Annotated in this window: 26 protein-coding genes and 1 pseudogene; 18 read left to right on the top strand and 9 right to left on the bottom strand. The window is 44.7% G+C overall.

Annotated features, from left to right (window positions below; genetic code table 11):
- Window positions 1–183: 183 nt before the first annotated feature.
- Window positions 184–1,290, bottom strand: a complete 1,107-nt coding sequence (mqnE, locus tag MHI52_RS25550) for an aminofutalosine synthase MqnE (RefSeq protein ID WP_047841294.1) — start codon at window positions 1,288–1,290, stop codon at window positions 184–186.
- Window positions 1,291–1,733: 443 nt separating this feature from the next.
- Here mqnE and MHI52_RS25545 point away from each other — a divergent pair, with 443 nt between their 5' ends.
- From MHI52_RS25545 to MHI52_RS25495, 11 genes and pseudogenes are all read left to right on the top strand, one after another.
- Window positions 1,734–2,090 (top strand): iron-sulfur cluster assembly accessory protein, encoded by a 357-nt coding sequence (locus MHI52_RS25545; RefSeq protein ID WP_036605753.1) that lies wholly within the window; start codon window positions 1,734–1,736, stop codon window positions 2,088–2,090.
- 224 nt (window positions 2,091–2,314) lie between these two features.
- Window positions 2,315–2,956 carry an NAD(P)-dependent oxidoreductase gene (locus tag MHI52_RS25540; RefSeq protein WP_036605754.1) on the top strand — a complete coding sequence of 214 codons (642 nt, stop codon included), beginning with the start codon at window positions 2,315–2,317 and terminating at the stop codon, window positions 2,954–2,956.
- A 286-nt stretch (window positions 2,957–3,242) separates the two neighbouring features.
- Window positions 3,243–3,608 carry a hypothetical protein gene (locus MHI52_RS25535; protein WP_340907017.1) on the top strand — a complete coding sequence of 122 codons (366 nt, stop codon included), beginning with the start codon at window positions 3,243–3,245 and terminating at the stop codon, window positions 3,606–3,608.
- A gap of 101 nt (window positions 3,609–3,709) precedes the next feature.
- Window positions 3,710–4,249 (top strand): 2'-5' RNA ligase family protein, encoded by a 540-nt coding sequence (locus MHI52_RS25530; RefSeq protein ID WP_340907016.1) that lies wholly within the window; start codon window positions 3,710–3,712, stop codon window positions 4,247–4,249.
- Window positions 4,250–4,409: 160 nt separating this feature from the next.
- Window positions 4,410–4,931, top strand: coding sequence for a hypothetical protein (locus MHI52_RS25525; protein WP_340907015.1), 522 nt, complete (start codon window positions 4,410–4,412; stop codon window positions 4,929–4,931).
- Window positions 4,932–5,060: 129 nt separating this feature from the next.
- Entirely contained in the window at window positions 5,061–5,945 is an 885-nt protein-coding gene (locus MHI52_RS25520) for an AraC family transcriptional regulator (protein ID WP_339195412.1), read from the top strand.
- A 173-nt stretch (window positions 5,946–6,118) separates the two neighbouring features.
- Entirely contained in the window at window positions 6,119–6,697 is a 579-nt protein-coding gene (locus MHI52_RS25515) for a hypothetical protein (RefSeq protein ID WP_127548292.1), read from the top strand.
- Window positions 6,698–6,847: 150 nt separating this feature from the next.
- Complete coding sequence (gene rarD, locus MHI52_RS25510) at window positions 6,848–7,726, top strand: EamA family transporter RarD (RefSeq protein ID WP_074096366.1); 879 nt, start codon at window positions 6,848–6,850, stop codon at window positions 7,724–7,726.
- 211 nt (window positions 7,727–7,937) lie between these two features.
- A complete protein-coding gene (locus MHI52_RS25505) occupies window positions 7,938–8,228 on the top strand; it encodes an NUDIX hydrolase (RefSeq protein WP_315372953.1) in 291 nt (96 codons plus the stop codon).
- A 237-nt stretch (window positions 8,229–8,465) separates the two neighbouring features.
- The gene (locus MHI52_RS25500; RefSeq protein ID WP_315372954.1) at window positions 8,466–9,743 is read left to right on the top strand and encodes an MFS transporter; all 1,278 of its coding nucleotides are present in this window, start codon (window positions 8,466–8,468) and stop codon (window positions 9,741–9,743) included.
- 102 nt (window positions 9,744–9,845) lie between these two features.
- A pseudogene (locus tag MHI52_RS25495) lies at window positions 9,846–10,106 on the top strand (SDR family oxidoreductase); the annotation flags it as partial.
- Window positions 10,107–10,278: 172 nt separating this feature from the next.
- Here MHI52_RS25495 and MHI52_RS25490 read toward each other — a convergent pair.
- The 3 genes from MHI52_RS25490 to MHI52_RS25480 all read right to left on the bottom strand — a co-directional run bounded on the left by MHI52_RS25490 (window position 10,279) and on the right by MHI52_RS25480 (window position 13,133).
- Window positions 10,279–10,686: a hypothetical protein gene (locus MHI52_RS25490; protein ID WP_405157864.1), complete on the bottom strand. Its 408-nt coding sequence runs from the start codon at window positions 10,684–10,686 to the stop codon at window positions 10,279–10,281.
- A gap of 822 nt (window positions 10,687–11,508) precedes the next feature.
- On the bottom strand, window positions 11,509–12,558 hold the full coding sequence (locus MHI52_RS25485) for a glycosyl hydrolase 53 family protein (RefSeq protein WP_100529768.1): 1,050 nt from the start codon (window positions 12,556–12,558) through the stop codon (window positions 11,509–11,511).
- Between the two features lie 347 nt (window positions 12,559–12,905).
- Complete coding sequence (locus MHI52_RS25480; RefSeq protein WP_017692425.1) at window positions 12,906–13,133, bottom strand: hypothetical protein; 228 nt, start codon at window positions 13,131–13,133, stop codon at window positions 12,906–12,908.
- Window positions 13,134–13,381: 248 nt separating this feature from the next.
- Between MHI52_RS25480 and ppk1 the strand changes: the two genes are divergently transcribed.
- The gene (ppk1, locus tag MHI52_RS25475; RefSeq protein ID WP_405157863.1) at window positions 13,382–15,463 is read left to right on the top strand and encodes a polyphosphate kinase 1; all 2,082 of its coding nucleotides are present in this window, start codon (window positions 13,382–13,384) and stop codon (window positions 15,461–15,463) included.
- On the opposite strand, the gene MHI52_RS25470 is transcribed toward ppk1, so the two are convergent.
- Together MHI52_RS25470 and MHI52_RS25465 are read right to left on the bottom strand one after the other, a co-directional pair.
- Window positions 15,423–16,952 (bottom strand): Ppx/GppA phosphatase family protein, encoded by a 1,530-nt coding sequence (locus tag MHI52_RS25470; protein ID WP_036605761.1) that lies wholly within the window; start codon window positions 16,950–16,952, stop codon window positions 15,423–15,425. The two genes, ppk1 and MHI52_RS25470, sit on opposite strands and share 41 nt — an antisense overlap.
- A 26-nt stretch (window positions 16,953–16,978) precedes the next feature.
- Window positions 16,979–17,233 (bottom strand): hypothetical protein, encoded by a 255-nt coding sequence (locus tag MHI52_RS25465; RefSeq protein WP_017692428.1) that lies wholly within the window; start codon window positions 17,231–17,233, stop codon window positions 16,979–16,981.
- Between the two features lie 237 nt (window positions 17,234–17,470).
- On the opposite strand from MHI52_RS25465, the gene MHI52_RS25460 reads away from it, so the two are divergent.
- Window positions 17,471–18,130, top strand: coding sequence for a YheC/YheD family protein (locus MHI52_RS25460; RefSeq protein ID WP_405157862.1), 660 nt, complete (start codon window positions 17,471–17,473; stop codon window positions 18,128–18,130).
- A 355-nt stretch (window positions 18,131–18,485) separates the two neighbouring features.
- Window positions 18,486–18,629, top strand: a complete 144-nt coding sequence (locus MHI52_RS25455) for a sporulation histidine kinase inhibitor Sda (protein ID WP_017692430.1) — start codon at window positions 18,486–18,488, stop codon at window positions 18,627–18,629.
- Window positions 18,630–18,650: 21 nt separating this feature from the next.
- On the opposite strand, the gene MHI52_RS25450 is transcribed toward MHI52_RS25455, so the two are convergent.
- Together MHI52_RS25450 and MHI52_RS25445 are read right to left on the bottom strand one after the other, a co-directional pair.
- Complete coding sequence (locus MHI52_RS25450; protein ID WP_074096361.1) at window positions 18,651–18,902, bottom strand: hypothetical protein; 252 nt, start codon at window positions 18,900–18,902, stop codon at window positions 18,651–18,653.
- 76 nt (window positions 18,903–18,978) lie between these two features.
- Complete coding sequence (locus tag MHI52_RS25445) at window positions 18,979–19,953, bottom strand: NAD(P)/FAD-dependent oxidoreductase (RefSeq protein WP_207765610.1); 975 nt, start codon at window positions 19,951–19,953, stop codon at window positions 18,979–18,981.
- A gap of 654 nt (window positions 19,954–20,607) precedes the next feature.
- Here MHI52_RS25445 and MHI52_RS25440 point away from each other — a divergent pair.
- Entirely contained in the window at window positions 20,608–21,801 is a 1,194-nt protein-coding gene (locus MHI52_RS25440) for an NAD(P)/FAD-dependent oxidoreductase (protein ID WP_036605766.1), read from the top strand.
- Window positions 21,798–22,052 (top strand): hypothetical protein, encoded by a 255-nt coding sequence (locus tag MHI52_RS25435; protein ID WP_036605767.1) that lies wholly within the window; start codon window positions 21,798–21,800, stop codon window positions 22,050–22,052. Before MHI52_RS25440 ends, MHI52_RS25435 begins: the two co-directional genes overlap by 4 nt.
- 303 nt (window positions 22,053–22,355) lie before the next feature.
- Here MHI52_RS25435 and hemQ read toward each other — a convergent pair whose 3' ends face one another.
- Complete coding sequence (gene hemQ / locus MHI52_RS25430; protein WP_036605768.1) at window positions 22,356–23,102, bottom strand: hydrogen peroxide-dependent heme synthase; 747 nt, start codon at window positions 23,100–23,102, stop codon at window positions 22,356–22,358.
- A 450-nt stretch (window positions 23,103–23,552) separates the two neighbouring features.
- Here hemQ and MHI52_RS25425 point away from each other — a divergent pair, with 450 nt between their 5' ends.
- Both MHI52_RS25425 and MHI52_RS25420 read left to right on the top strand, forming a co-directional pair.
- A complete protein-coding gene (locus MHI52_RS25425; RefSeq protein WP_036673352.1) occupies window positions 23,553–23,846 on the top strand; it encodes a YuiB family protein in 294 nt (97 codons plus the stop codon).
- 384 nt (window positions 23,847–24,230) lie between these two features.
- Window positions 24,231–25,766 (top strand): helicase DnaB, encoded by a 1,536-nt coding sequence (locus tag MHI52_RS25420; protein ID WP_282320277.1) that lies wholly within the window; start codon window positions 24,231–24,233, stop codon window positions 25,764–25,766.
- Window positions 25,767–25,847 lie beyond the last annotated feature (81 nt).

Raw genomic sequence — 25,847 nt, 5'->3', positions numbered from 1 at the left:
GGAGCAGCTATGCAATAACATAGCTGCTCCTTTTGTTATGATTTGAATAATTGAAAAGTAGACATTGAAAATTGAAGATATTATTCAGCAGTTTGCACCACTCGAATTCAAACGTCTCCCTTTAATGAAAGCTGCGTTCTGGAGTGGTGCTGGTGCAATATTGGTTGTGGATGGAGTTATATCCTATTCGTACACTTGAATTTCATTGTAGAACGTATCACGTTCTACCGGAATACGTCCTGCACCTTTAATGAGCCATATGAGCTCTTTACGTGTAAGGCCTTCAGGTGTGAGTGCACCTGCCGCATGACTAATCCGTTCGCGAACGATTGTGCCGTGTGCATCCGAAGCACCGAATCCAAGGGCAACTTGAGCTAGCTGTGGACCGATGTTAATGAAGTATGCTTTGATATGATCGATGTTATCCAGCATCAGACGGCTGATCGCAATTGTTTTGAGATCCTCATAAGCCGAGTTACGACGCATAATGCTTGCGTTTTTACTTTTTGGCTGCATGGAAAGCGGGATAAAGACCATGAATCCGTTGGTCTCGTCTTGCAATTCACGGATCTGCACCATATGGTTGACGCGGTCCTCATAGGACTCGATCGATCCATACAACATCGTAGTATGTGTACGCATGCCCAGGTTATGAGCAGTACGGTGCACCTCAAGATAACGATCGACGTTCGCTTTGTCTACACGCATTTTTTTGCGATATTCATCCGACAGAATCTCAGCGCCGCCACCAGTCAATGTTTTCAGACCTGCTTTTTGCAGCTCCTGCAGAACTTCCTTGATACTCAGTCCGCTGATGCGAGTGAAGAAATCAATCTCGGCTGCTGTGTAAGCTTTCAGTGTAACATCCGGATATTTCTCGTTTAAAGCACGCAGGGAATCGACATAATATTGAAAAGGAACATGGTTGTTATGTCCGCCTACGATATGGAACTCACGTACGCCTGGATGAATATGCTGTTCCACATAATCGATCATTTCCTGACCGGATAATGTATAGGAGCCTTCTTCACCCTGGTCTTTACGGAAATTACAAAAAGCGCAGTGGGCTTCGCATACGTTCGTAAAATAAAGACTCATGTTTTCGATGAAATATACTTTCTTACCATTTTTCCGCAAGTTGGCCTCATTGGCCAGCTGGCCCAAAGTCAGCAGATCATCTGTTTCATACAGATATACGCCGTCTTCTACGTTCAGCCTTACGCCGTTCTGCACTTTCTCAACGATTTCAGCCATTCTTTTGTCTGTGAACGGTGTTACCAATGTAGACATACTGTTTCCTCCTGTTCTTAACCGGATTTGAGTTGTGTGTAGGATCTGCATACAGAACTACATAGCAAAGATGCGGTCAACTGCCGCCTTCTTATATGGACTAACTCTTATTTACCCGGTGCAGCGTGTGCTGCGTACGTAAAGCTAATTTTTTCATTAAAGTGAGTCTTGAGACTCTATATGCATTGGGGACTGCGGACAGTCTCGAAATGTGAAAAAAATTACAACTCTATATATGATCGTCACCTGAATAAGTCATGGCAAAATATCGACATTTCAGTGCGACCACCTATTCATTATAAACCTCGTGTCGCGGGGGTTCAATACACTGGGAAGAAAAAGGAGTTCAGGGGGAACGCGGAAAGAGGCAAACATGACTTGAGACCCTTGACGGGGTGGAGTATAATTTAAAGAAGAGTTAATGAAAAGGAGAGTGACCTGGCATGATTAACATCAGCGAAACGGCTGCTGACAGATTGAAAGAGATGCTTGCACAGCAAGAAACACCTGGTATGTTCCTGCGTCTTGGCGTAGCACCGGGCGGTTGCACCGGATTTTCGTACGCCATGGGCTTTGACGATAAAGAGTCCGATGAGGACCTGTATATGGATATTCAGAGTATGAAGGTTGTAGTCGAGAAGGAAAACCTGAAGTATCTGGATGGTCTCGAAATTGATTTTGAAGAGTCCGGTATGACGGGTGGTTTCACTATCCATAATCCGAACGCGGTAGCGACTTGTGGCTGTGGATCTTCTTTCCGTACGAAGGAAGACGCGGGTGTGCCGGATAAGGATTGTTAAGAAACGTAGTTACAGCGGTTTCCCAATTCTGTTTTGAAAATAAGTAGTTTGCAATCCCTTTAATAGATAGCCTCTGAATTGTATCCGTTTAGCACGGGCATGATATCAGGGGCTTTTTTGCGTGTACTGAAAGTATCATGGTTGACAAACTTAGTTGTAACAACTATAGTTACAATATAAAGTTCAAATATAAACAATATCGATAATTTAAAGGAGAGATCATGATGAACATTGCAATCATTGGTGCAACAGGCAAAGCAGGAAGTGTAATTTTGAAAGAAGCAGCAGACAGAGGGCATAAAGTAACGGCAATCGTTCGTAATGCATCCAAATTGGAAGATAAAAGCCTGAATACGCTGGAGAAAGATGTATTCGATCTTACAGCTGAAGATCTTAAAGCATTCGATGTGGTTGTAAATGCATTTGGTGCGCCAGCTGGTAAAGAAAACCTGCATGTGGAAGTAGGACAAGCGTTGATCAACATCCTGAAAGATGCACCAAACACTCGTCTGATCGTGGTGGGTGGAGCAGGAAGCCTGTTCACAGATGAGTCCAAAACATTGCGTGTCTTTGAATCCCCAGGATTCCCGGATGCTTACAAAGCAACTGCAACGAACCAAGGCCAAAACTTGCAGGATCTGCAAGCATCTTCGGGTATTCAATGGACATTCTTGAGCCCGGCTGGATTCTTTAATCCAGAAGGTGTACGCACCGGCAAATATCAAGCAGGCAACGACGTTATTCTCGTGAATAGCGAAGGCAACAGCTACATCAGCTATGCAGACTATGCGATTGCTTTGGTTGATGAGATTGAGAACCCACAACACAAAAACGAGCGCTTTACCGTTGTTGGCGAAGTGAAGTAACACTTTTAAATGATAATATGGAACATACAAACGGACGCTGATCTCCACAGATCGGTGTCCGTTTTTTTTATGCTCTCGAAGAGGGAAGTTCTGCAATAACGTTAGACAGGTCAGATGATTATTGTTCAACTTCCAACTACTCCTTTGAATCTATGTTATATTATTCTAAAGATGGAAAGGAAATGTGATTATATGAAAACCATCTTCTCTTCATTGGAATTTCTGCGAGTTCAAAAGTATAAGGGAGTGAACAGTTCTGAAGATGTATTCTAAAGGAGTTATATTATTGATCTTTGTGGTTTTTATGATTAGTGTATCGAGTGGTTCAGGGTTATCCCAATATACAAACGTTAAAAATACGATGAATCAATTTCACATCACTTCTCTTTATCCGAAAAATAAGAATGGACAGACATATGGTTCTGCCGCATATGCGACTTCTCCGGAAACGGAACCTGATTTAATCTTGGCTACTGGTGTGGATGGTACAGACGGATATCTGCTGAAAAAAGACATGGATGGCGAGCAACCAAAAACACCTGAAGAAGCTATTGCGATACAGAACAGCAGATCACCAGACGGTCGTGATATTCCCCTGTATGACAAAGATGGTGAAACCGTAATTGGTGTGTTTCATGTTGGAGGAAAGTGAAACGTTACTGAAATGAACACCATTCGGCAGTTGATCAAAAGGGTCGGCTGCTTTTTGATTTTAATATTTATTTAGTCTGCTAAAGGATGTGACGCGGTAATATGAAATACTTCATTGGAATTACCCCTCCAGATGATTATAAAGAAAAAATTGTGGCATTTCGTGATCGTTGGTCCAGTAATCGTCTTAATGATGTAGTCGAGCCTCATATCACTGTAAAAGCGCAGGGTGGTCTTACCGTTGATCTTCATTGGTTAGAAAGTGTGAGACAGACATGCTCTTTAATGCCAAGTTTTCAATTATCGTTATCAGAACCGGGATCGTTTGGAAGTGCTGTTACATTTCTTAGTGTTGAAACGAGCAATATCATAGAGTTACATCGTAATTTGGTAAAAGCGATTTCTCCATCACAAGAACTTTTAGACCGTTACTTTGAAATGGATAAATATCATCCTCATTTAACCTTGGGGCAAACCTATTGGGGTATGAACGAGACTGAGATGGAAGAAATGAAGCTCTTAACAATTAAGGAATTGGCTCCTTTTCCAACCTTTGATGTCAATTATGTACGCGTATATAAAGAAGTTGAACTGAATAAATACGTACCATTTGAAGACATCCAATTGGGAACTGAAAAGTAAAGCGATTCAAATAACAGGAGCATTAGTTCAATAAAACAAGGAAACTCCCGATCAAAGGAATTGGCTGTTTCCTTGTTTATGTAATGGCAGAATAACGCAACTAGTTAATGAACGAATCGTCAAAATGATGAATATACTTCTGCACATTGGAGGGAACTTGATGTATTTTAAACCCATCCGTATTGTAATGGGGCTAGTTTTTTTTATCATTGCTGGGTGCAATAACGAGGTCACGATGATGGGTACAGATGAACTCACGATTACAGGTGATCAAAAGACTGCCACAGAATATGTTAAGGCAAAAGGTTATAAAATTTCTTCGTACGATGGTCAAGTTCAGAAATACACTCTAAACAAAGATAAACTACTCTACGGGATAACGGAAACGATACCATATAGACAGGCCTGGGGGGTTCAAAAAGTAGAACCCGAACAGTATTTCGGAATGGAAATATCGGTATATAGCTTTACAGTAACAAACCATCCTCTGGGAACGTTTGACGATAGTAAATCCAAAGTTTCAATATTACTTTGTGAAGGCAAAGTTATAGGGGGAACATCCTTCCCGAATACAGCAATGGATGGGGCACCATATTCATTGGATGGAAAAACATTGGAAGAAGTAACGGGGAAAAGTTTTCAAAAATGGAGTGAAGAATGGGAAAAGAAATACGGGACTTAAAAAGCCAAAGCTAACGGACAGGATATTTACAACATAATATCTTTCGACGGATACGAAACTTAATTGCGCACAAATAGTTGCGATACGAAAACCTAACGAAACTATACTTTTGTTGAGAGGAGGGATGAGATGGATTGGCTTATGAGGATGAATCGAGCATTGGATTATATTGAAATGAACTTGGTCGGCGAGATCGAGTTGAAGGAAATTGCTCAATGTGCTTATTGTTCTTCACATCAGTTTCAGAGGATGTTCTCGTTCATTACCAATGTTTCACTTGCGGAATATATACGAAGAAGACGGCTGACTCTCGCTGCAATTGAATTGCAGAATAGTGATAGGAGAGTTGTTGATATTGCCATAAAGTATGGGTATGAATCACCGGTATCATTCGCAAGAGCTTTTCAATCATTGCATGGTGTTAATCCAGCGATGGCTCGTGAAGAAGGGACTGCTCTCAAAGCCTATCCTCGGCTTTCCTTCCTTATCTCAATTAAAGGGGAAGAGCCTATGAACTATCGTATCGAAACAAAAGAATCTTTCGAAATATTTGGAATTGAGAAAGTGTTTCAATTAAACGGAGTAGAGACACCAGCAGAATTATGGAAGCAAAGCCACGAAAATGGCGAGGTTGAAAGACTTGCTACAAATGCCGGTGATCTACCGAACTCTTTGAATTCGAATTATCATAAAGTGCATGCTGTGTGTAGCTACAAAAAAACTGGGGAAGATACTTTCCCATACATGTTGGGTGTATTTAAAGGTGAAACAAGTAAACCCGATGGTTACACAAGTATAACGATACCAGCACATACGTGGGCGATCTTTTCCTCTGATCCCTTTACATGGGATAAATTCGATGCAACCATTGAAACCTTATATAGACGATTCTTTTCTGAATGGCTTCCTACTACAGGATATGAACAGGTCGACGGAATGGAATTTGAAATTACTGGAGTTAAAGATGGACTGAATTTTGTTGAGTTATGGTTTGCTGTAAGAAAAATATCTTAGTTTTATTTCTTTTAGATTAGTCTTGAATAATAACTTAATAAAGACAAATGGAGCAAACAATTGTGTCCGATTGGTTGCTTCTTTGTTCATTCACCTAACGGCCAGGGAAAATGCAACATTTTTCCTGTTAAACAGGTCAATAAAGATGTACCAATTAACATTATGAGAAGAAGGTGGAAAAACTGAAGCTTCGTATAATCACGTTAATTTTTTTTATATCTAGCGTGTTCTTTATCTCAAATGCACAAGATGTTAACGCTTTGTCATGTGTTGAATCGGGAGGCCCCCAAGAACAGTTAGAAATATATGATGGAGCTGTTTATGGTGAAGTAAAGCAAGTAAAGGTCGACTTGAAGCAAGAGGGGTTTACGGGAACCAAAGAGAAAATTAGATATATTTTAGTGGAAGTTGAGAGGAGTTGGAATACTGAAGTTGACTCTCAACTAATTATCGCAACCAACTTCACATGGGGATTTGATTTCAAGGAAGGTAACAAATACTTAATATACTTTAGCGAAGTGGATGGTGAATTAAGTAGTAGTCCGTGCAGTTCAACCATCGAAATGAACAATATTAATCAAGCAACTGAACTATTCGGGGAAGGCTTTCCACCAAAACAACAAGTAAACTTAGAACACAAAATGTGGTTTATGTTTGAGCAAGATATTGATTTGTTTATCGTAGGTGTGGTCGTATTTGCGGCGATCTTTACCTTCATCATGAGAGTAAGAAAGAAAAAGCACAAAGTATAATTTGGTAGCGCTAAACGGGGAATTTTGCTCAAAGAAAAAGTCATTTGAACTAGGAATGGATTCCTGTATGACCTATTACCCCCTTTACTTAAACGAGGATCGAGGCGTATAATCCGTTGAGATATCAGAGCAATAAGAGGGGATACAGTTATGAATAGTGGATTAATCAACGCGATCATTGCGTATATCATGTGGGGAGTTCTCCCGCTGTATTGGAAGTTGTTTGAAAATGTACCGGCAGGCGAGATTTTATCGCACCGGGTTGTCTGGTCATTTGTCTTTATGGGGATTTTCGTTGCCGTCCAACGTCGTTGGAGTGACATGAAGCGCATTCTGACCAGTCGTTCGACCCTGCTGTCCCTTACCGCGAGTGGGCTGCTAATTGCTATTAACTGGCTTATCTTCATCTGGGCGGTTAATAACGGTCATGTCGTTGAGACAAGTCTGGGCTATTATTTGAACCCGTTGCTGAACGTGTTACTGGCGGTTGTCTTTCTTCATGAAAAGCCAAACCGTGGACAGTGGCTCGCGATTGCCATCGCTGGTGTCGCGGTGCTTATCATCGCTATCGACTACGGACGTTTCCCATGGGTTGCGATCTCATTGGCCGTGTCATTTGGCTTGTACGGTCTAGCGAAGAAGAAGATCAAGCAAGACGCTTCAGTGGGCTTATTTTCGGAGACAGCTGTAGTTCTGCCCGTCGCACTCGGCTACTGGATCTACTTGGCCGTTGTAGGAAAAGCAACGGCATGGACGTTGCCTGCACCGATGTTCTTCGAACTGTTACTTTCCGGTGTGGTGACGGCGTTGCCGTTGCTGTTCTTTGCACGGGCAGCTGCTCGAATGTCATTGTCCACACTAGGCTTCGTACAGTATATTGGGCCGACAATCATGCTGATCCTGAGTGTGTTTGTGTTCAAGGAAACGGTCTCGCCAGTTCTGCTTGTTGGTTTCGCTCTCATTTGGACAGCGCTTATCGTATACGCTACCGCATCGATACGTGCTACGAGACTCGCTAAGGTAAGCTGAAGGCATACATATCCTTGTAACAGGTGAAGTTCTAATGGCGTTCACCTCCAATGGATGGGGAGAGATTCGAACACACCAAGAAGGCAGCCGATCAAGGAGATCGGCTGCTTTTGTTTAACCAAACGAGCAGTTCAGTGTAACGAGATATGAATTATTCATTTACAACAGTAATTTATGCAGTGATTATTTTTAGCTATGAGGGTCCGTAAGAATGACACAAAACCGGATTGTGATGGTTGTGAGTGTTTCTATAACACATAATGATAAGATACATATGATTAAGGAAAACAAAGCATCGGTTAAACATACATGGAATTTCCCCTCAGGCAGAGTTAAACATGGTGAAGATATTTTAGAAGCAGCACGAAGAGAAGTCAAGGAAGAAACTGGTTTTGATGTGACACTTACAGCTACTACAGGGGTTTACAATTTTATTAGCAGTACCAATCATCAAGTTGTTTTGTTCCACTTCAAGGGTACAATTGTTGGTGGTGCTCTTTGATTAGATACAACGGAGATCATAGATTCGATGTGGGTAGCTCCTGAGGGTTTGTTGATTCAACTTGCTAAAGTTACGAGATCCGGGAGCCATTCGACAGATTATGGAGCATATAGTCTCCCAAAAAGAATATTCCTTAACTCTATTCCATAAACAGCTGTAACATGGATTATAGAATGGTTTTCGATGGACTGTAATTTTGTTTGTATATAATTGCTAAGAAACGGAGAACGATTGTTCATGAAATCATCCTATTTAACGCGTCCTTTCTATTTCCTGTGGACCACGCAATCGGCTGCGAATGCAGCCGACGTACTATATATTATGGCGCTTACGGTAATGGTGCTTAACCAGACCGATTCGCTAATATCGGCAGCGCTTTTGCCGCTGATGCGAAGCGGGGCACAGATGCTCAGCAGCTTGATCGCCCCTTTGCTGATTCAACGTTTCAAGTTGTCTAGGCTTCTGCTACTGTCACAAACAGGGCAATTTCTGCTGTTCGCTTGTCTGGCTTTTTATTTGCAGCTCAACGGAGAGGCAGCATCCCTGGTGTTCGTATTTTCACTCGTATTTGTCATGTCCTTTCTCGACGGCTGGACAACTCCGGCTCGGAATGCCCTTATTCCACGTCTCGTGACACACGAGCAAGGTCTTCTTAAGGCGAACGGACTTATGAGTGTCAGCGATCAGGTTGTACAGTTTGCAGGTTGGGGTCTAAGCGGTGTTGTGGTCGCCCTGATCGGGGCTAGCCCGACGCTGCTGTTGACGGCCGCTATTTATGGTTTGGCCGCAGCGTTTACGCTTGGCGTCAACGAACCAACGGAGAAGCAAGCTGGAGCAAAGGAGTTGCACATTTTTTCTGATGTCTTGCCTGTACTTAAAACAAGCAGGTGGCACACCTTAACCGAAGGCTGGAAAATGATATGGAATACGCCTCGTCTACGGGTGCTTACGTTTATGGATATGATCGACATGCTTGGCGGTTCAATCTGGGTAGGTGCCTTTACATTGGCTTTTGTTCAAGTCGCACTGGGACAAGGGGAGCAATGGTGGGGATTCATTAATGCTGCATATTTTGCTGGAACCATAGGTGGAGGCTTGCTGGTCCTTGCTCTGGCACGAAGAATTGGCAACCGTTATTTCGCCGTGATGATGATCGGCATGGCAGGTTATGGAGTACTGACTGCATTTTATGCACTGAACACAGAGCCTTTCATTGCGCTCATATTCGTTATGCTGATGGGGCCGTTCGCGGAGCTTTCCATGATTAATCGGCGTACCTTGATTCAGAGTAGCGTGGCCAAACGTTTGCTGCCCAAAGTATTGTCTGCCCAGGCATCTCTTATGCATCTGGTCTTTTGCATTTCCTTGCTCGGTATGGCTGGGCTCGCCGAATATATCGGCATTGTGAACCTCTACCTGTTTGCGTCCGGATTGACTATATTAGCGATCGTTGTGGGCTTGCTGAATTACCGGGCTTTTCGGCACAAAGCCACTCCTGAAGCTACGGTGGATTAGTACGAGGGATTAGATAAAGCTTTTCTATCAATAAATTTTTTTTGAAGAAGTAACTAGTATGAATTATGAGATGTATTGGGAAAGGGAATCCCGACTCTGTGAGGAGCCATTTCCGCATTTACCAGATCCTTGTCTCACTAACTTGAACCGCTCCAAATTACCATTAATGCCGTGAATCCAGGTCCAACGGATTAGAGATTTATGAATGATGAAATCAGAGGGGATCTGTTGCCAAAATTTCCGATGGGACGTATTGGGACACCTGATGATGCCACACGTTTGATTGCTTTTCTTGCGAGTGAGGAAGCAGAGTGGATCACGGAGCAGGTCCTCAACTCGGAAGGCGGATTTATTCGAGAATAATACGGAATGTCGTGAAAAGCTGATTCCTATATTTTAATATTTGGAATCAGTCTTTTATTATGTAGCAAAACAATATGCGTTCTGCTTTTTTTGTTCCTAAACGGTGTACCACGGTCGCACTTAAGACAGCGACTGGTCTGCCGCTTATATCTCGGGGGCCAATAAGCAAGGTTTAGCTGATATCCGTGGAACCCACAGATTCCGAAATATCTACACCTTCAGCGCCATCAACTGCATCAATGACACCGACAGCGAGTGTTGTTACCGCAGCAGCAGCTAAAAGATTCTTGGCACCAAGCTTCACTCTGTCCTTATCTTCCTCTTTCATGCCCACAACAACATCTTTACCGCTGTTATATACATACTTTGCTGATATCGCTACACCTTTTGCAGTATTGGTTACAGCACCTCCAATATCGGCAAGCCCCGCGTCTATGGCAGTATCATCTTTTCGAATTGCACCACTGGCAAGATCATAAGTTCCGCTAGCGAGTTGTCCAACGGTTTTGCCTGTATTAATTGTGGCTTTCTCTACGCCGTTCCCGATTTCTTTGATAAAGGGGCTTCCCCGCGATTTCACCAACAACCCTCACGCTGCCGCCCAACACCTTCCCGGTAACTTCCCCAGCTAACTGACCGAACCCTTTTAAAAAACTCATCCTTATGCCTCCTCTCCTATTAGAAGTTGATCCTATGTGTTATCTCAATAAACTTATTATATTCATATGTAAGCCAAAAGAACATCAGTCTCCAGCCCGAGTGATGCACCCCTCCTCGATTGATTGCGACATGCTTTAAGAATGCCTGATCCGATCCCGGAACGCCGACCACGCTTCCCCCTCAACGCACTTCATCACCAAAAGGCGCTAATCCCCCCGGGAACAGCGCCTCAAGCTCTTGTTTTACCTTACTACTTACCAGTTGACTACACACGGTTTTAGAAGTGTCTCATAGAGCAGCAAGGTAGTGGAGGGGGCGGAATCGATTCTGAAGAAGAGGAGTGTTCGCCTTTATCCCCGGATTTTCCCCTTATCAGGGGAATTCATAAAATCTGGGGATAACAGCGATCATAAGAACGATCCGCCACCGGAACGCCACCATGCTACCCCCTCAACGCACTTCATCGCCAAAAGGCGCTACTCCCACCAGGAATAGCGCCTTATGCCCTTCATTGCCCTAATCCATTTGCCTACACACGGTTTTAGAAGTGTCTCAAGGAGCAGCAACGTAGTGGAGGGGGAGGAATCGATTCTGAAGAAGCGGAGCGTTCGCCTTTATCCCCGGATTTTCCCCTTAACAGGGGAATTCATAAAAATCTGGGGATAACAGCGATCATAAGAACGATCCGCCACCGGAACGCCACCACGCTGCCCCCCAAAGCCCGCACTTCTACCCAACGTACCTAGTCAATAAATCCTTCCATGACAACAGTCGGCATCATATTCGACTGCCAAGCGCCCTTACCATATCCACTGTTATAACCTGGTGTAGCCTGAGGCTCCCAGTAGAATACACCTTTACCTTTGCCATTTGGCAGATTGCGAATTTGGTTTTTCATCGCGGCAACAAAACTTTTACCAGCTGCAGCCTGGTTATTGTCCATGCCAATTTCGGAGATGATGATCTCTTTGCCATAACGGTTGATCATATCCTTGGCGTTGTTTACCGTATTTGTCACAGCGGTGTTCCAGCCCGAAGCTGAAGGATAGAGGGACATGGCGATCATGTCAAAGTTAGCTCCGTTATTAATCAGACCACCAATGTTCCATACATACAGGGCGTTATCATCTCCACCTGCCAGATGCACAATGGTTTTGGTGCCGCTGCTCAGGGACTTCACTGCGTTATGGCCTGTGTTCACCAGCCACGCATAGTTTTTCATGTTGGTGGATGCTTTGCCATCTTCCCATAACATACCGTTGCTTGTTTCATTACCGATCTGTACCCAGTCAGGGGTAACGCCTTTGCTTTGCATCGCAGTCATGACATCACGTGTGTGGTTCCATACCGCATCCATGAGCTGTTGGAACGTATAGTTTTTCCAGGCAGCAGGTTTGGTCTGTTGACCAGGGTCTGCCCAAGAATCGCTGTAGTGCAGGGTAAGCATCACACTCATGCCAGCATTCTTGGCACGTTGTGCGAGTGCAGCCGCACGATCCTTATTCATGTAACCGTTCCCATAATCATTCGAAGGATTAACGAATACCCGAATGCGAACGGAATTGATTTGATAGTCTTTTTTCAAAATATCAATGATGTCGCGCTGTACGCCGTTTTTATCTTTCCATTTGTAACCCTGGGCTTCCATTCCGGGAACCCAACTGATGTCGGCTCCTTTGGCGAAACTTGGTGCTGCGCTGGCATGCTGACCTGCGGGCAACATGATGGAGGTGAATAACAAAACAAAAGCCAACATGATGGATGTCTTGAAACCCCTTACATTTTTGAACATTACAAGATGCCTCCTCGGATTTAGGTTGAGTTGCATCCTAATTATAGCCATCCTGGTTTGCTCTACTAAAGGGTCCATTTCCAATATTTTGGGTGTTTTCTCAACCTCTCTACAGAAAAAGAGAAAACAAAAAGCCGTCCGAAGACGGCTTTTCTACCCGTGGCGCTTTTTGAAACATTGATCCGTATCCCGCGCCTCCACCAGACTCTTTTAATTTGAGCTAGTGGATCGGGTAAGGGACACGTTCAACATGACATTAGAAATGTTGACGCACCTCCTTTCCTTGTGGCAAGAGTATACAACACCTTGTTTCGGAAAGCTAGTCTTTTTTACGTATTTAAGCAAAATTATTTTTCAGTCTGGAACATCGTAATATCTCGTGCATAATGGCTTTTGGTTCCGTCATTGTTTCGAATGCGCACACTGTCTTCACTGATCCGCTCCACAATGCCACAACCGACCTCGCAATAGACGCCAGCCGGGTCTTCCTGCCATGCGCTTACCATACATTGGGATAGTGCAGCCGTGAAAAACTCTATATTTTTTTGTAACGTTCTAGGTTTGTTGGATTTCATTATATACTCCTTTAATCAACTATATTTGGAATGAGAACAAGCAACCGGACCAAATCACACTGTACTTCACTTTACTCTGTCTATTGACCTTTGTAAAGGGATGGAAAAAGTTGCGGCCATGAGGTATCATTTACATAAATTTTACGTAGCGTTTACACTGCGCTGACGCTTGATGTTGATTACGAATAGTACAATTATATGAGAACTTCTAACCAAGAATAGATATGCAACACATTCGGAGGCCATACATGCATAGAGACGTCAAAACAGGCAACTACGTTAATCGTGATTTGAGTTGGGTTGAATTTAATCGGCGCGTACTTCAGGAGGCCCAGGATCCAACAACGCCTCTGCTGGAACGCATGAGATTTCTCGGCATTGTCGCTAGTAATCTGGACGAGTTCGTCAGTGTAAGGGTGGCGGAGACAAAAGAGAAGATCAAGGCCGGATTCACGCAAAAAGATTTTACAGGATACACGCCTTCGGGATTGTACCGCAGATTGATCAAACGAACCGGGACCATGGTCGCCGAACAGTATAAAACGTATCGTGAACTCATTCGTCTACTCGCCAAGAAAGGCGTGAACATTCAGGAATATACAGATCTTAATGTGACACAGCAGCGCGCAATGGACCAGTACTTTCATGAAATTATTTTTCCGGTACTCACACCGATGGCGATTGACCAGAGTCGTCCGTTCCCACTGGTACACAACAAGTCTGTCTATCTGTCCGTGATGTTACAGAAGGAAGGGGAGCAAGAGGGCGAGCCGTTTATGGCTATTGTTCAGGTGCCTTCCAATCTGCCGCGGGTAGTTCAGGCTCCCATTCGGGCGAATAGCAAAAAGAAAACATTCATACTGATTGAAGATCTTATCAAACATCATATCCATACGCTCTTCAGCGGATATATCTCGCTTGCTGCACAGGAATTTCGAGTGACCCGCAATGCGGATCTGTTTATTAATGAAGAAGAAGCGGAAGATCTGCTTGAGGCCATTGAAAAAGAATTGCGACGCAGACGCCGCGGGGCTCCTGTACGACTGGAAGTCTGTAAGGATTTTCGTCCGGATGCCTTATTGGAATTGCAGGATGAATTTGATATTCAGGACCCGGTATATGAAATTGATGGACCACTTGATCTGAGTTTTCTGGCTGGATTCGTGGACAGTCTGGAAAGTTTTTCACATCTGAAATACAGTCCGGTGAAGCCGGTCTATCCACCGGAGTTTCTGCCAAGAGAAAGTCATTTTGAGCTGCTGCGCAAACGCGATGTACTGGTGCATCATCCGTACGAATCGTTTGAACCAGTCACTGATTTTATATTGGAGGCTTCGGAAGATCCAAGAGTTCTGGCCATCAAGATGACATTATATCGGGTCAATGGCGATTCACGCCTTATTCCGGCACTTGCACTTGCAGCTGAGAGTGGTAAGCAGGTCACGGTTGTGGTGGAACTGAAAGCCCGGTTTGATGAAGAGCGCAACATTGCTTGGGCCCGTAAGCTGGAGAAGGCCGGTTGTCACGTGGTTTATGGACTGGTTGGACTGAAGACCCATGCCAAAATTATTCTTGTCGTACGCAGAGAACAGCAGGGGCTGAGACGTTATGTTCATGTAGGAACCGGTAACTATAATGAGAGTACAGCCAAAGTGTATACGGACGTGGGACTGTTCACCTCTAATCCGATTATTGGGGAAGATGCATCCGAATTGTTCAATGAGATTACCGGATACTCCGGTCCGAAGGCATTGCAGGCGTTCCGCGTAGCTCCAGATGGTATGAAGGATGAGTTGTTTGCACTGATTCGTAGAGAAACAGAGCATGCGCTGAAAGGCAAACCTTCCAGAATCATTGCCAAGATCAACTCCTTATCCCATCAGGAAATGATTGATGAATTGTACGAGGCTTCTCAAGCTGGCGTGCAGATTGATCTGATTGTGCGTGGTGTATGTTGTCTGCGTCCGGGGGTAGAGGGGCTTAGTGAGAATATTCGGGTCATTAGCATTGTGGATCGTTTTCTGGAGCATTCACGGTTGTTTTATTTTGAAAATAGCGGCAACCCCGATGTATTCATCTCCAGTGCAGACTGGATGACACGTAACCTGAATCGAAGAATTGAACTGATGTGTCCCGTATTTGATCCCGAGCTGAAAAAGATGCTAGTGGATATCCTTAATCTGTCCCTTATGGATAATGTCAAAGCGAGACAACTTATGCCTGGAGGCAATTATGTATTTGTAGAAAATGAAAAGCCCCCGCTGAGAAGTCAGACGGAGGCCATGGGTATTATCCCTTGGAAGCCTGCTGAATGGAGTGCGTTAACGTAACTCCCCAGGCTTCCTTCAGATCCTTGACGGCCTCTTCCAGGCCATCAAGTTCCAGTAACGGCTCAGCTGTACAGGTGAATTGCACCTGCAGCGAGTCGTTTTCTTTTGTTGCTTCAATCGCAGCGATGCTTTCGGATCGATTGATGGCTTCAGCTACGCGCAGCAGAGAGCCTAAACGATGAGCATGCCGCTCATCCGAGTTTTTCAGAATGTCCCGGTGCTTATTCAGCAGCTGGGGCGTTCTTTTTTTGGGATGATAATCAGCTGCACTGGCACTTAGAATGGTCTCCCGATGAGAAAGTCCATAAATGCTCGAATTCATAATCCAATAGGCCGAGTGCTGTGTATAACGGAAATAGTTAATCTGTTTACCTGCCATGTGCAGCATGGAGGATGCATACAGGATTCGGGCATCTGCTTGATCAGGAGGGGTACCTTGTAATGCTGTATACAGGGTAACCATATCCTGATGAATCCGTTGCAGACGTTTCTCTGGAATAGGTGGACCAAAATGGATAAAGTTGCGGATACTGTCCTTCAGCGCGTCTGGAACGACCGGCTGCCCTCCAGCCATGTAATCACGCAACAACCCGTCTCGTAGACCCGCGCCACTAACCACATAACGATCTCCCTGTATTATCTGGAAGACAGTTCGTAGGATCAGCACGCCGGGCACAATGATGTCAGCGCGATCTTTGGCGAGCCCAGGTACCTTTTTGCGCTGTGCCGAGGTGAGATGTGGTAAGGAGCGAGCGATGTTCTCCATCGCTTCCTCACTGATCTCATAATGATGGCTGACAGGCAAAGAATACTGGGTGCGCTTCTGTTCCACTTTGGCGAGTGTACGCATTGTGCCGCCAAGTCCGATGAGTGGCAGACCAGGATGCTCACGAATCCAATCCTGTCCACGGAGAGCCTCAGTGACTTCGTTGCATAATGCATTTGCATTCTCCTCAGTCCACTGATCTTCGCCCCCGTAACGGGCATGTGAATTCACAGCACCAATAGGGAGGGAGATGCTATGTAACCTTTTCCGATCCCGAAAGACCGTGATCTCTGTGCTGCCGCCTCCAATATCCACGACGTAACCGTCTGCCAGATCAATGGATTGAGTGACACCAAGGAACCCATAATAGGCCTCCCGATCTCCCGATACACATTCAATGGTAAGCCCCGTCTCTGTCTCCAGCCATTCGATAATCTCCAGGACATTGCTTGCATTACGAATAGCTGCGGTAGCTGCTGCACGAATCAGTTTGGTCTGGTACGCTTCACAGGTCGCTTTGAATTGACTCAAGATGGTGATGGCTTTATCCAGAGAATGGCGCAGAATGGTTCCATCGGACTCAACAACGCTGCTCAGACGAGCGGCGTATTTGTCTTCATGAATGATGCGATAGGCTTCGTCCTGATCCAGTTCATAGATAACTAGACGAATGGAGTTCGAGCCGATATCAATAATTCCTAAGGTTTCATTAGTACGTGTCATAAGCATCTCCTTCTACAGAGGTTCAACTACCCGAAGTGAAGAAGGGCAGCCATGGCTTCCGGTGAACCCGGCGGTGTGGCAGAGAAGGGCGTAGTTAACATAACAACAATGATAAAGACGATGAAACAGGCAAATATAAGACAACTCACGGCAAAGCCGCGATTACGCTTTTGCATAAACAGTCGAATACCTGTGACAAAGAGAAGTACCGTAACAGCTACGAGAACGATCGACATTGCAAAATAGGCTACGCCATAAAGTGATTTGAAAAATGCTTCCATTTGTTCTTAACGCTCCTTAGATCCTCATATTTAAGCCCTTCCAAGCCATTCCTTAGTAGCATACGACAGATTGACTTGTTTGAAAAGCAAACCGGGCGCGTGTTCCCGTTTCCGCCATCACCCTGGGACAGGTTACATGGAAAAGGGGCCTTTGCCGTGGACAGACATCCAAGAAAGCAAGGCTTCTGTTGAGTATGTATAAGGAAGGACTACTGTTTCAAGGAAGGAGATCAACCCATGTCGAGACAACTTGCAAGCAAATGGCGGAAGACAACGGCTCTGATGAAATACCCGGTAGCTGCTGTCCATATCCCACAGACCAAGGCATTCAACTCGGGTAATCTGCTGCAAATGCTCAGTCGTTATGGAATGGTGTATGTCAAACCTATTGTAGGAGGCGGAGGTTACGGTGTTATCCGGGTATCGGCCAGCGGTGGAGCTTATCGATACACCCATATGAAAACAACCCGTTCTTTCACCAGTTTCAGCCAGATGTATCGCTCTCTGGTGCGTGTAAAGGCTAGACGCAAGTACTTGATCCAGCAAGGCATTCATCTGGCAACAATTCAAGGGAGACCTGTTGATTACAGAGTCAAAGTTGTCAAAACCCAACGAGGCTGGGTATTCCGTTCATTAGTAGGACGACTCGCTCGTCCCGGACTCTGTGTGACGAATCTGAGCAAGGGTGGCACCATGTTATCCGGAAGGCGAGCTCTTGGTTTATCCCTGCCACATATATCCGGTCGGCACAAACGCCGGGAGATGCGTTCCCTTACACTGACATGTACGTACATTATGGAAAGTCAGTTCCCTGGTGTAGGTCAGCTTGGATTTGATTATGGACTGGATTATTCAGGCAAGATCTGGATTCTGGAAGTGAATACCAGACCCCAATAGAAAATGAATGGGAAAACTCAAGAAAATTCAAGAAAAACCGATAATATATAGAAGAAAACGGTATGAAAACCGTTTGAAATTTTACATTACCGGGTAATTTACTCGCAACAAGTCTTGAAACTATGAATTTATTCCAAAAAAAATACGCTGATAAACGTTCTGATAGTAGTACAAACTCCCTGTGCATAAATATTGTCCACACTATACACGTTGACTACTCTATATTTTTTCCATTTATCAACAAACTATGCACAGGATTTCCACATATCGTTGTGGATAACAAGAACGCTTGTTCTCTATATGAATCTCTGATATGATAGTTTTGAGGAAAAAAAAGGAAAGGTTGTGGCGGGAAATGGCTATGTTATCCGATGAGATGTTGTTGGATTCCTACCATAAAGCGATTGAGTTGAATCTCGAACGAGATTTCATCGCACTGCTGTTGGCAGAAATCCATAAGCGCAAACTGGGTACCGACGTATCTGCCATTCTTCACTAGAGATCCTCATTGCAGGCAATGTTACAGGTTTCCGGACAAGTCCCATAGTGAGACTGGCCATGGCGTGCTCGTCTGACAATGGTGACAGTACATCACATGATTGCAAACGTTTTCGACTTCGTCTGCCGTGTCAGAGGAAGGTTGGAATACGTAGGGGCTGTATGGTCCGGTGTAATCATCCAATTTGCCGCATTCTAACAGTCCCTGAAGGCAGTGGGGGCAAGCCTGCTCCGGTACAACCAGACCGTTACACAGCGGGCATATATAAGACAAGGGTATCCCTCCTGATATGGATTCACTCAGGAGTAAGATACCCTTTTTTGTATCAATATATGTTATTTCAGCAAAACTAGCGTTTCATGTTACTGCTGTGTCCTGGGGACAACTTGGCATCCGGATCGAAGTACACCTTCGCATTGTTGACGGCTGTTGGAGCTTCGCCGAATCCGACAGCGATCAGCTTCAGTTTACCCGGATATGTTGTGATATCTCCGGCAGCGAAGATTCCTGGAATAGATGTTTCCATGCGGGAATCAACAACGATGGAGTTACTGTCAATTTCGATACCCCACTCGGCAATCGGTCCGAGAGAAGAGACAAATCCGAAGTTAACGATCACGTCATCTACTTCGATTTCCTGAGTTTCTTTGGTTTTCACATGAGAAAGGGTTACCTTGGTAATCGTGTCATCCCCATGAAGTTCCGTGATTTCGGTCGGTGTAACGACATTCACCTTGGAATTCATCAGGTTTTCGACACTGTGCTCATGTGCACGGAACTTGTCCCGGCGATGGATCAGTGTCACTTGCTCAGCGATAGGCTCCAGCATGAGTGCCCAGTCTACCGCGGAGTCACCGCCGCCACTGATCAGTACTTTTTTGCCAGCGAAGGCATTCAGATCACTGATGAAGTAGTGCAGGTTGCTCTTCTCGAACTTGGCAGCACCTTCAAGCTCCAGGCGACGTGGTTCGAATGCACCTACACCAGCTGTAATAATGACGGCTTTGGCATGATATTCATTCTCATCCGTCTTCACGACGAAATGTTGCTCATCCTTTTTCTCCACCGATACAACCTTTTCTTCAAGCCGGATGTTCGGGTTAAAATGATTCATTTGCTCAACGAGGTTATTCACCAGTTCCTGAGCTGTTACTTTCGGGAATCCGGCTACATCATAGATGTATTTCTCCGGGTAAAGAGCGGCAAGCTGTCCACCAAGCTGTGGCATACTTTCAACCAGTGTAACGGATGCCTGACGCATCCCACCATAAAACGCGGCGAACAGACCCGCAGGGCCCCCACCGATAATAAGTAAATCAGTCATATCATGACTGGAATTTTGTGCAGTCAAGAATCAACAACACCTTTCATATTTTAATAGGTAGTTAACAGAAAGAATGTGCAGGCTACGTATCGTAACCGGCATGGGTGCTGAACTGTCTTTCCTATTATAAACGGTGTATTCAGGGTTGCAAAGTTAGCGGCGTCACGAAACTGGGAACAATTGATGAAGATCAGATGAGAATAGGATGAAATTGGAAATGAAAGGTTATGAAAAATAACAAAAAAAACCTTGATCTTTACTAGAAATACAGATATCCTTGACCTGTACTATGTGTTTTTTTGTCTAATTTAGAGTCAATATGTAATATGAAGACAGATCCCGTGTTTTGTAGAATCTTGTGGTTAATTTCACAACTTGAAACGATAACTTGCGTGCAAACGTATCAATTTCATAAACCCTTTAGTTGCTTCAATCAAGTCTAGATATAGATCAAAACGGTTCGATACGTCGATATCTAGTTTCATAAAATCCATTTTTAGTGAGTTATGAAATTGATGCAAACGTTTAAATAAATTCGCGAAGTTAACATTTGTCGTCATAATGGGCAAGACCTCATCAATATTTGTAAGTATGTGCATTTTGCATCTCACCCAAGATCGGGCTGATGCAAGTGAAACCGGAAGGGGTATAGACATGAGCAGTATTCCCAAAATCGTCATCCTCGGCGCGGGCTATGGCGGGATTCTGACAGCCCAGCGGCTGCAGAAGGAATTGAACTATAACGAGGCCGACGTCACATTGGTGAATCGGCATGATTATCATTATATTACTACACATCTACATATGCCGGCAGCCGGCACGGATACCATTGAGCATGCAAGAGTGCCCATTTCCAAGCTGATTGATGAGTTCAAGATTGATCTGGTCAAGTCTTCCGTGAAGGAGATTCGTCTGCAGGATCGGAAGATTATTCTGGAGGACGGCACGTTATCCTATGATTATCTGATTATTGGACTAGGCGGTGAGCCTGAGACCTTCGGTATTCCGGGGATGCTCGATCACGCCATGACAATCCGCAGCATTAACTCGGTCAGACTGATTCGAGAACACATCGAATATCAATTTGCGATGTACAAAAACGATAACAAACGAAATCGTATTCGGTTTGTCGTAGGTGGAGCGGGTTTCAGTGGTGTTGAATTCGTAGCTGAACTTGCAGATCGTATTCCACAGCTGTGCAAGGAGTTCGACGTGAATCCGAAACATGTGCACATCTATAATGTAGAGGCAGCGCCTTCGGCCTTGCCTGGATTTGACCCGGAATTGGTAGAACATGCAATGAATGTGCTCAAGAAAAAGGGTGTTACTTTCAAAATTGGTGTTCCAATCAAGCAATGTCTCCCGGACGGGGTTATTGTGGGTGAAGGTGAAAAGCTCGATGCAGCTACAGTCGTATGGACCGGCGGTATTCGCGGTAACTCACTGCTTGAACAGGCAGGTCTTGAAGTGATGCGAGGACGTGTGAAAGTAGACGACTACTTGCGTGCTCCAGGGCATGAGCATGTCTATGTCATTGGTGATAATTCACTTGTCTTCAACGCGGAAGGACGGCCTTATCCGCCAACAGCCCAGATTGCGATGCAGCAGGGTGTGAACTGCGCCAAGAACGTTGTGGCATCCATTCGCAAGAAACAGCCACAACCTTTTGTATTTACGAGCAAAGGCACGGTTGCATCACTGGGTAAAGGTGAAGCTATTGCCGTTGTGGGCGGCAAGAAATACAAGGGCTGGAAAGCGGCTCAGTTGAAGAAGCTGGTAGATCTGCGTTATCTGTTCATCATTGGTGGTATTCCGTTAGTCCTGAAGAAAGGGCGGTTTTTTGGATGAGACATTGCAGTGTTCAGGTCCGGGGACTATTAACACGTGAAGAGCTGGATCGTTACAACGCCCTGATGCAGGTCGGTGGTTATCTGGAGGAACAGGATCAATATGATCTGGCCTACATCGTGCAGAAAGAAGTGGATATTCTCATTATGCCTGCGATTGAGCGGCTTAAAGAGAAGGGTCGTGACCGTGACCGGGCCACAGCCGAATTCCTCGAATCGCTGAAAGCGGTAGATGATGAGGACGAGGATTAGAGACGATATAAGTTGAACTAAAGATGTTTACACATACACTTCAATGACAGAATAACCTTCCAATCGCTGTTATCCCCAGATTTTTTTGATTCCCTTTTGTTAAAGGGAAAATCCGGTGATAAAGGCGAACGCTTCGCTTTTTCAGGTTTTTTCTGTCCTTTCCGTTTTTGTGTAAATAAATAGTTCAAACAATATAGATCTAAATCAAGCTTGAGGTAGTAGAATATAGATAGATAATAAAGCACCGCAGACAGTATCCTTTACAGGAGATGTCGCGGTGCTTTATTGTGTTTTGTACTATTTTTATAGCTTAAGCATGTCTTCCAGTGTTCCTTCGTTCAACAGACTTCCCACATAGAACGAACCGAATTCGCCATAACGGGCGCTAACTTCATCGAAACGCATCTCATAGACAAGTTTCTTGAACTGAAGTGCGTCATCCGCAAATAGCGTAACGCCCCATTCCCAATCGTCGAAACCAACAGAGCCGGTAATGATCTGTTTTACTTTACCCGCATAGCTACGGCCAATCATGCCGTGACTACGCATCATGGTGCGACGCTCGTCCATGGACAGCATGTACCAGTTGTCATTCAGCTCACGTTTTTTGTTCATCGGATAGAAGCAGATGTATTGTCGTTGTGGCAGAACAGGTTTCAGACGGGCGATAATATCCGGATTTTGCATCGGGTCTTCGCCTTCTTTGCCAAGATAGTTGCTCAGTTCCACTACACTGACGTATGAATACGATTTGGTTGTGTATTGGGCAAACATCGTTTTGTTAAACGCGTTCTCAACAGCCTTCAGATCTTCCAGCGTTTCACGCAGGTGCATCATGACGAGGTCTGCTTTTTGACCTACAACCGTATATACAACGGTACTTCCTTTGGATGAATCCTCGACTTCTTTCCATTCTTTCCAGAATTCCTGAAGCTCGTCCAGTGCAACAGCGCGTTCTTCATCATCTGCTGCTTTCCAGGCGGCCCAGTTAATCGAGCGAAAATCATGCAGGGCGTACCAGCCCTCCAGTGTTGATGCGGCTTCGTTCATTGGTTGTGTTCCTCCTGCAAGGTATATTTCCAAATCCCTATAAGAGGTTGTTCAAAAAGTCCGCTTTTGATTACGAATCATGCCTGGTGGCATCATCAGCATCGAATATGGCATTCAGCCGAAATAAGTGGATGCTTACGAAGTATGTTTCCTTCGGAAACATTGTAGTTGCTCACGTAGCTCTATCTACGCTCCGCTGCTCCATTTCTAACTTCATTCCATCTTCTCGGTACTGAAAACCAGTCTTTTTGAACACGCACTATAAGGGACGGGTGAGTGCTTTATCGTTTACATTGTATCCCAACATGAAGCAGAAGGGCAAATGAACAGAGTATAAATATAGGGAAATTTGTCCAGAAAGTTCGTTGCTTCGCCACATTTTTTGCGGTACACTAACTACTATCCAGAAGTGAAACCTGAATGTGTGAAAGAAGAGGTGAATGTCGCCCGATGCAATTTATACCTGTGTTAGTATTGATGGTATTATTTTTCGTTATGATGTTTGGTATCGGTTTCATTCTGAACATGCTGATGAAGACAACCTGGTTTCCTTCCTATCTGTTCATTATTGTAATTCTGCCTATTGTTGTGTACTCTCTATGGGATCAGTCGTCATCTCTGATGTCACATCTGGGTTCTTTCCAGCTTGTAGACTATATGACGGGCATCGCTGGACTGGCTGGTGCGATAATCAGTGGCTGGACGATCCAGAAGTTGCGACTGGGTGGGTACAGAATGTTTTAGATTGTTGGAAAGAGGCAACACATGCCACTGTAATCGCGTGAAAGTCTTGTCTTTGTCGTAAACGCTTACGAGTACAAAGGGAAGGCTTTTTTGCTATTCATTTATATTAGAAGGATTATTGTACACTTGTACTTCATATACATCTGGAGAACATTCTCTTTAGATATTCCCTTGTATTCTGCGGCTACAGCTTTTATAGTATTCTAGCGGCTCTCGACATTTTATTTTAGAAATTTGCTGAATTCGGCGAAAACGTGAATGATGTCGACCTAGGACGAAACGGAACGAGAACAGGCCATCTTTTTACCTGTTTTTGAGCATTTGAGGATCAGACATTTATGATAGAATAGATAAACATACTTTTGGGGAGAAGGAGATCAGGCTATGCGCATGAAGAATCTGCACCATTATACTGAACATCATCGCTACTGCGTATACAGGGAGTTTGGACTTAGCGCCCTGGATGACCGTATGCTTACAGGAGCATATCAGCCCATGGTAGGTGCTTTTGCGGTTGGCTTGTATCGGCTGTTGTTTCAGCATCTTCCCGGTGAACAGGTCGGTTATTCGCCGCTTGAACAGCAACGGAGGCTGTTCATGACACTTGGCTTGGAGCCAAGTGAGAAAGGGCGCAAATATTTGTTAGAGCAGACATCCAAGCTTGAGGCAGTGGGACTACTTCAGACTTCACGGCTATATATACCGGAAAATGATGATTACATCTACGAATATGAGCTGCAACCGCCGCTTTCTCCGGCAGAGTTTTTCCGGACACAGCATTTGACACTGTTGCTTCGTGACAAGATAGGCAAATTCGCCGTACTTTCCTTGCGTTCCGGTTTCTCGGCAGTGGAAAATGGGGACGCGCCTTATCCGGCAGCCAATAAAGAGAATATTTCCGTTCCCTTTTACGATATATTTGAATTGAATACCCATGTAATTGATTACGAGTTGGAGCAAGCATTGTCGGAAGTATCAACTACGGCCCAGCGGACAGGCACGAATGATACAGCGGAAGAAAATAGTTTGAACTATGCCGACATTATTTTGCGTTTTCCACGGGAGTCGGTCAATCGTCGTCATGTAGAACAGCTGCGGTTCGATCATGAACAACTGGGCATTGTAAATTATGTAGTAAACAAGTTTAACCTCAGTGTGCAGGATGTATGCCGTCTGCTGGATGAAGATGATATCTTCAGTCCACAGGGCCAGCTGATTCTGGATGATCTTCAGCATAAGGCGAGCATGCAGTTCAGGCAGACCAAGAAGCGCCATGAGCAACAGACTGTACAGGCAGCCAAGGTCGTGGCACTGAGACAACATATGGAGGAGCCTGAACGGAAAGAGGACTCTGGTGAACCACCTGTTGAGCATGGAGTGCAGATGGAGTACTACGTCGAAGTGCCTCCACAATTTATGACCAAGTGTGATATTCATCAATACAATATGATGTTGCGGAATGAGCCGTATACGCGTCTGCTGCAGACGTTCTTCCCTGGTGCAGTACCGGACAATCTGATCGATATATTTGAGAAAATTGATCTGAGTTACAAGTTGCCTGGTGAAGTCATCAATGTATTGATTCATTATTTGATGGCATTGCTTGTATCCGGCGGCGAGCAGCGGATTAACCGTAACTTCGTTGAGGCGATCGCCTCCAACATGTTGCTCAAGCAGGTTAACTCCTACGAGAAAGCTGTTCAATATATTCGTGATCAGGCCAAGGTCAAAGGCAAACAGGCTGCTGGTGCAGCTGGAACCCGTACCCGTACATACGGCAAAGGAACCAAAGCCAAGCCCGAAATTCCGATTGTACAAGACATAAGCACCGATGGAGATGCCGTATCCGAGGAAGAGTTCGAAGAGATGATGCGGTTTGCCCAGCAGATGCAGGCGAGTAAACAAAAAGGAACTTCTTAAATATTTATTATATAGCAAAAAGGCGAGTCCCCCGATTAATGGAGACTCGCCTTTCTGCTATATAAGTTGAACTGAAGAAAC

Origin of the sequence: Paenibacillus sp. FSL H8-0283, assembly GCF_045040675.1 — a bacterium.
GTDB classification, from domain to species: Bacteria; Bacillota; Bacilli; order Paenibacillales; family Paenibacillaceae; genus Paenibacillus; species Paenibacillus amylolyticus.
Note: the sequence above shows the minus strand (reverse complement) of the source record. Positions and strands in the feature narration are given on the sequence as shown.

Excerpts from the sequence above, each read along its gene's own strand:
- MHI52_RS25530 (WP_340907016.1), top strand. The coding sequence starts at position 3,710 with ATGAAATACTTCATTGGAATTACCCCTCCAGATGATTATAAAGAAAAA.
- MHI52_RS25420 (WP_282320277.1), top strand. The coding sequence starts at position 24,231 with ATGCGCATGAAGAATCTGCACCATTATACTGAACATCATCGCTACTGC.
- MHI52_RS25440 (WP_036605766.1), top strand. The coding sequence starts at position 20,608 with ATGAGCAGTATTCCCAAAATCGTCATCCTCGGCGCGGGCTATGGCGGG.
- MHI52_RS25480 (WP_017692425.1), bottom strand. The coding sequence starts at position 13,133 with ATGAAATCCAACAAACCTAGAACGTTACAAAAAAATATAGAGTTTTTC.
- MHI52_RS25505 (WP_315372953.1), top strand. The coding sequence starts at position 7,938 with ATGACACAAAACCGGATTGTGATGGTTGTGAGTGTTTCTATAACACAT.
- MHI52_RS25455 (WP_017692430.1), top strand. The coding sequence starts at position 18,486 with ATGGCTATGTTATCCGATGAGATGTTGTTGGATTCCTACCATAAAGCG.
- MHI52_RS25465 (WP_017692428.1), bottom strand. The coding sequence starts at position 17,233 with ATGGAAGCATTTTTCAAATCACTTTATGGCGTAGCCTATTTTGCAATG.
- MHI52_RS25500 (WP_315372954.1), top strand. The coding sequence starts at position 8,466 with ATGAAATCATCCTATTTAACGCGTCCTTTCTATTTCCTGTGGACCACG.
- rarD (WP_074096366.1), top strand. The coding sequence starts at position 6,848 with ATGAATAGTGGATTAATCAACGCGATCATTGCGTATATCATGTGGGGA.
- MHI52_RS25485 (WP_100529768.1), bottom strand. The coding sequence starts at position 12,558 with ATGTTCAAAAATGTAAGGGGTTTCAAGACATCCATCATGTTGGCTTTT.
- mqnE (WP_047841294.1), bottom strand. The coding sequence starts at position 1,290 with ATGTCTACATTGGTAACACCGTTCACAGACAAAAGAATGGCTGAAATC.
- ppk1 (WP_405157863.1), top strand. The coding sequence starts at position 13,382 with ATGCATAGAGACGTCAAAACAGGCAACTACGTTAATCGTGATTTGAGT.
- MHI52_RS25525 (WP_340907015.1), top strand. The coding sequence starts at position 4,410 with ATGTATTTTAAACCCATCCGTATTGTAATGGGGCTAGTTTTTTTTATC.
- MHI52_RS25545 (WP_036605753.1), top strand. The coding sequence starts at position 1,734 with ATGATTAACATCAGCGAAACGGCTGCTGACAGATTGAAAGAGATGCTT.
- MHI52_RS25540 (WP_036605754.1), top strand. The coding sequence starts at position 2,315 with ATGAACATTGCAATCATTGGTGCAACAGGCAAAGCAGGAAGTGTAATT.
- hemQ (WP_036605768.1), bottom strand. The coding sequence starts at position 23,102 with ATGAACGAAGCCGCATCAACACTGGAGGGCTGGTACGCCCTGCATGAT.
- MHI52_RS25520 (WP_339195412.1), top strand. The coding sequence starts at position 5,061 with ATGGATTGGCTTATGAGGATGAATCGAGCATTGGATTATATTGAAATG.
- MHI52_RS25425 (WP_036673352.1), top strand. The coding sequence starts at position 23,553 with ATGCAATTTATACCTGTGTTAGTATTGATGGTATTATTTTTCGTTATG.
- MHI52_RS25445 (WP_207765610.1), bottom strand. The coding sequence starts at position 19,953 with ATGACTGATTTACTTATTATCGGTGGGGGCCCTGCGGGTCTGTTCGCC.
- MHI52_RS25435 (WP_036605767.1), top strand. The coding sequence starts at position 21,798 with ATGAGACATTGCAGTGTTCAGGTCCGGGGACTATTAACACGTGAAGAG.
- MHI52_RS25460 (WP_405157862.1), top strand. The coding sequence starts at position 17,471 with ATGTCGAGACAACTTGCAAGCAAATGGCGGAAGACAACGGCTCTGATG.
- MHI52_RS25470 (WP_036605761.1), bottom strand. The coding sequence starts at position 16,952 with ATGACACGTACTAATGAAACCTTAGGAATTATTGATATCGGCTCGAAC.